The organism is Streptomyces sp. NPDC027672 (assembly GCF_055566335.1).
In genome coordinates this window covers 1-4,230 of record NZ_JBVHSO010000032.1, presented here as the reverse complement: position 1 = coordinate 4,230, position 4,230 = coordinate 1, and the positions used below count along the sequence as shown (strand labels likewise).

The window sequence follows — 4,230 nt, the reverse complement described above, 5'->3', positions numbered from 1 at the left end:
GGCTTGGCCATCCATCCTTGGGCGGCCGCTTCTTCAGCGGTCAGCAACGCGGAAGTGCCCAGGAAACGCGTGAGCTGGTAATGGCCGATGGTGTGGGGATACCGCTGGAGGTGGGCGTGCATGTCCTTGTCGAAGTAGCACGTGGACCCAGAGCGGCGTTGATAGGCGAAATAGCGGCGGCGACGCGTTGCTGGGGGTTTCATGCAGCCCCCCCGCAATCGTCGCAACGCTGCATTTCTGCCGGATACGTTGAGAAGGGGTAGGCCCCTTTCTGCCCCACTTCCCCGCAGCACCCGCACTGCATGAGCCCCCGGGCGGTTTGGCAAATCGCGACCTCCGGGCCTTGCCAAACCACGCCGACCACCACGGCTTCCCAGGAGCTGCCGCTCCGGGCAACCACAGTGAGCCTGTCGCCGTTCCGAACATTCGGGGCGGGCACCCGGGCGCCCCATTCGCCCGACTTGAGTTGGAGGGGCCTGGCGTGGTGGTGGGCCATTAGAAGACCCCCCGATAACCAAGGGCAACAAAGCCTGACCGGCCAATAGCGCAAGCAATCATTAGAAAACCTTTGAAGAGGGGGCATTCCCTCACTACCCACTCAAACTAAGCCCCCTCAAAAAAATCGCAATACTTTCACCCTACGTTTTATCGACTAAATATCAAAACCGCCATAAGGGCCGCAGATCGCCGGAAAACTTGAACCGCAGCACATTTCCCGCCCAGCACCGGGCCCGGTGGAAGCCGAGGCCCCACCCGCCCTTTTTCCAACGCACTTTAAAAGAACGCGGCCCGGGGCCGCGCCTGAAAAGCCCCCTCCGGGGAGGAACGGCCCAGGGCCGGGGCTCCCGCCCCAGCCCCCGCTCTGCCTTGCCTTGGTTCAACGCCCACAAAAAAGCCCCGGAAAACCGGGGCTTTGTCTGCAACGCTGAAAATCCGATCAGGCCTTGAACGGATGCGCCGGCCATTCTTGGTCCGGGTGTTTCTTTTTCCACGCCTTCCCTTCAGCGGTTTCTGCCCACGCGAGGAAAGCGCTGGGTTGCCGGCCAGTGCCTGCCCAGGTGGTGCCGTCCGGGATTTGGAACTTGGGAGGGCGGCTCGTGCCCGTCTTGGTTGTGGCAGCGTGGCGCGGCTCCAGCAGCGCCTTCAGATCGTTCTTCTGCTTGGTCGTGTAATGCGGCCCAAACTGCTGCAAGGTCTCGTAGACGCCAGCAAAGCTGGCCACTGCTTCGGCCGCCAGCGCGTCGCCTTCGGCCTTTTCCATTTCGGCCACCAAGGCCTCCGCTTCGGCCTTTTTCTTGCGGATTTCTTCGAGCGTCAGTGCCACGGTTTTCCCTTGGGGTTGGTCAAACCCCGATCCTGCCGTTTTGCGAGACCACTGTAAACCCTCAACGGCTCAACCCCGGCTTCCCCTGGGCCAGTGCCACGGGGCTTCGCCCCTGGAAGTCACTCAGCGTCACGTCCACGCCCTCGGCGATCAACCGCAAGCAGCTTTCCGTGCCGCCTTTGTCGGACGCCAAATGGAGCGGGGTCATGCCGGCATGGTTGAAGACGTTGACCCGCGCCCAGCCTCAAGGAGGGGGTCAACCAAGCCCGTGTGCCCCCGCTCTATCGCCTCGTGCAGCGCGGTGTTGCCGCCGATCCGCGGCGCATTGACGGCCGCCCCCAGGCCCAATGCTGCCTGGAGCAGCTTCAAATCGCCTTTCTCCACGGCTTCGTCCAGGAAGGCTTGCCGACCGCAGGTCTGCTGGAGGTGCTCAGCGTGGTGCTGGCGCTCGCGAAACGCCACCCCGTCCATCGCGATGGCTGCCAGAGTGTCGGCGCGGTCCTCTTCATCGAGCTGCTCATCGATGTAGTCCAGCACGATCCCGCTGATGCGTTCGTTGTTTTCGTCGTGAAGCGCGGCATCCACGCTCTCCGGGGTGATGGGCCCCAGCATCGCCAGCTCCGCTTTCTCGCCGTCGTAGTCCAGCGCCAACCTCACCCAGGGCCACCCCTGCTCGGCAGGCCCTGCGACCCAGGTCAGGTCCCCAAACCCGTCCACGCCTTCCACCGGCTGCTGGAGAAACGCCACGGCAGCCTGGAGAACCTGCGCAGGGTGATGGTCGCCCTCGCCCAACGTGCGTTGAACGTGGTTGGCGATGGTCGACGTCGGGGGCGAGGCCCACGCCTCGGGCTCAAAGGTTTCGAGAAGCTCCGTGATGCTGGGGGTGGTTTTCGTGTCCATCCCCAGGTTCTACCGTGCAATCGTCGAAAGTAAAGCGGCTACCGGGGGCGCCCCAGGAGCGGCTTCAGCAGTTCCCCACCTCGTGCGTCACCAAGAACCCTTCGGAGCCCCGTGTCTTATCGGATGCAGCCTGCTGGGTGGCGCGATTGGCCTTCATGGCCATCGTCTCGGCCCAGACACGCAATCCGATGTCCTGCAGAAGGATATCTTCCCTCTTTCTCGCGGTCGATTCGATGATCCAGTGGCGGCCATACGCGCCATGCATCAATGGCGCCCCTGGCCATCCTTTCCGGGCGACGGTCATGGCCAGTCCGGCGATCAATCGAACGTCAAAGCATCGCCTCGTTTCTTCCTCGGATAGTTCCAAGCGCGGAGCAAGCAATGCATCTCGGGCCTTCGTATCGGCCTGTATGACCCGCTCAAGCTCTGCTGGGGTTGGAGCCCCCATGCGCGTCCACACTTGCGCTGGCGAGCATGCCTTGACCCAGTTCCAAGCGCTTGCGGTGTCGTCAGACGGATCAGCCGGGTGCAGGTAGAGCCGACTTTCAAACACGGCCCGGAGGGTTTCCGGGTGCTTCCACTGGCGACCGTGGATGTAGTGTCCGCAAGCCAGGATCTTGTCGCACACGGGCACCACCACGGGTGCTGGCACGGTCAGAAATCGTTCAACGCCCGCCGCACTATTTCGGCCACGCTGACCTGCACCGATCCGCTTTTTCCGGCGGTTGCGCCATTGGTCGGCCCTCGGAATCGGTGGCCGATACCATCAATCGCGCGGACATGAAACTCTACGACCGCCGAAAGCGGGAACGGCAGAGAGCCTGCCCTCAGATCCGGGCATGGGGCCAGTTGTGGGCTGCCCTCCTTACGCCGATGATCGCCTTCTAAGCGTAGTAAGCGGCCTTTCAGTGCCGCCCAGTCTCACCGATGGAGAGGGCAACATGGAGAAGCGGGTGTGCTTTGATTTCGAGATTGATTTCAGCAACGGGGGCGGGATTCAGGGCCAAGGCTTCCGGCTGGACATCGCCGGTGATGACATCACCGATAAGGCGTTGGCCGACTACATCGTGCGCGACATGCGCCTGCTGATGGTGGGCGAGGTTCGCATCCTCAACAAGGAAATCATTGAGGAGCCTCATAAGCGCCCGGCGCACGGCCAAGACGGTTCAACTGTCCACGACCCAAAGGACGGGTGAGCGGCCATGCATCCTGATGTTCTTGGCTGGACTGCAACCGCCGTGTTGATAGCCACGTTGGTCCGGCAAATGATCAAACAGTGGCAGTCTCCCCATCCGGAAACGGTCTCCAAATGGCTGTTTGTCGGTCAGATGACCGCGTCGACCCTGTTCACCGCCTACAGTGCACTTTTGGGGTCAACGGTGTTTGTGGTGACCAATGCCCTGCTGCTGCTCACGGCCGTGGTGGGACAGATCCTGGCTTGGCGTCGACGTCGACGAACCGACGCACCGCCTCCCTGCTGACCCAGTATTGGCTGCACCAAGGAAAGCCGTGGTAGGCGTTTAGCAGCCACTCTTCGTCAGATCCGAAACGGACGCCGCCTGACATGCTCGACCCGGCCTCCGACCGTGACCAGCGTCGAGATGGCCCAGTCGCTGGAAGCGGACACGGGCGGAAGCAACAAGATCTCAACGCCGGCCCCCATCGCCGCGCCTTTCCATACCTCCACTGTGCCATCCTCGCTGGGACTGCGGTGGAGGCCCCAATCCGAGGCGAAATCCGTCAGCGCTTGCTGTCCATGTATCCTATCGAGCGCGCTGCAAAGCGAATCATACTGAGCACTCCTCACTCCCCTCCCCCTTGCATCGTTTTCTAACCTGCGCTTCACCATCCATCCCAGACTACTTCATGGCAGACATGAAGATCGAAAGCCAGTCTGAATCCCTCAGGAGAACGCCAACTTTCTGACGGGGCAGCCTCCGATCCATTACCTGAAGCTGGGACCAGGGACGACCGCCTAAGCCGATTCAGGCAGGGTTGCGCGGCTG

Annotated in this window: 7 protein-coding genes; 2 read left to right on the top strand and 5 right to left on the bottom strand. The window is 62.2% G+C overall.

Annotation, left to right across the window (positions count from 1 at the left end; all coding sequences use genetic code 11):
* The 5 genes from ACZ4SV_RS36275 to ACZ4SV_RS36255 form a co-directional block, all read right to left on the bottom strand.
* Positions 1–203 (bottom strand): hypothetical protein (locus tag ACZ4SV_RS36275; protein WP_468011406.1); only part of this gene is annotated, 203 nt, incomplete at its 3' end.
* A gap of 734 nt (positions 204–937) precedes the next feature.
* Positions 938–1,324, bottom strand: coding sequence for an H-NS family nucleoid-associated regulatory protein (locus ACZ4SV_RS36270; RefSeq protein WP_049427012.1), 387 nt, complete (start codon positions 1,322–1,324; stop codon positions 938–940).
* Positions 1,325–1,385: 61 nt separating this feature from the next.
* Positions 1,386–1,532, bottom strand: coding sequence for an ankyrin repeat domain-containing protein (locus tag ACZ4SV_RS36265; protein WP_080354855.1), 147 nt, complete (start codon positions 1,530–1,532; stop codon positions 1,386–1,388).
* Complete coding sequence (locus tag ACZ4SV_RS36260; RefSeq protein WP_049427010.1) at positions 1,529–2,224, bottom strand: ankyrin repeat domain-containing protein; 696 nt, start codon at positions 2,222–2,224, stop codon at positions 1,529–1,531. Before ACZ4SV_RS36260 ends, ACZ4SV_RS36265 begins: the two co-directional genes overlap by 4 nt.
* A 64-nt stretch (positions 2,225–2,288) precedes the next feature.
* Positions 2,289–2,852, bottom strand: coding sequence for a hypothetical protein (locus ACZ4SV_RS36255; RefSeq protein WP_146264675.1), 564 nt, complete (start codon positions 2,850–2,852; stop codon positions 2,289–2,291).
* Positions 2,853–3,165: 313 nt separating this feature from the next.
* Between ACZ4SV_RS36255 and ACZ4SV_RS36250 the strand changes: the two genes are divergently transcribed.
* Together ACZ4SV_RS36250 and ACZ4SV_RS36245 are read left to right on the top strand one after the other, a co-directional pair.
* Positions 3,166–3,420: a hypothetical protein gene (locus ACZ4SV_RS36250; protein WP_049427005.1), complete on the top strand. Its 255-nt coding sequence runs from the start codon at positions 3,166–3,168 to the stop codon at positions 3,418–3,420.
* A gap of 6 nt (positions 3,421–3,426) precedes the next feature.
* Entirely contained in the window at positions 3,427–3,705 is a 279-nt protein-coding gene (locus tag ACZ4SV_RS36245) for a hypothetical protein (RefSeq protein WP_080354857.1), read from the top strand.
* Positions 3,706–4,230: the final 525 nt, after the last annotated feature.

What these genes read in the sequence shown, in the direction of transcription:
- ACZ4SV_RS36260 (WP_049427010.1), bottom strand. Translation starts at nt 2,224, where the DNA reads ATGGACACGAAAACCACCCCCAGCATCACGGAGCTTCTCGAAACCTTT.
- ACZ4SV_RS36245 (WP_080354857.1), top strand. Translation starts at nt 3,427, where the DNA reads ATGCATCCTGATGTTCTTGGCTGGACTGCAACCGCCGTGTTGATAGCC.
- ACZ4SV_RS36250 (WP_049427005.1), top strand. Translation starts at nt 3,166, where the DNA reads ATGGAGAAGCGGGTGTGCTTTGATTTCGAGATTGATTTCAGCAACGGG.
- ACZ4SV_RS36265 (WP_080354855.1), bottom strand. Translation starts at nt 1,532, where the DNA reads ATGACCCCGCTCCATTTGGCGTCCGACAAAGGCGGCACGGAAAGCTGC.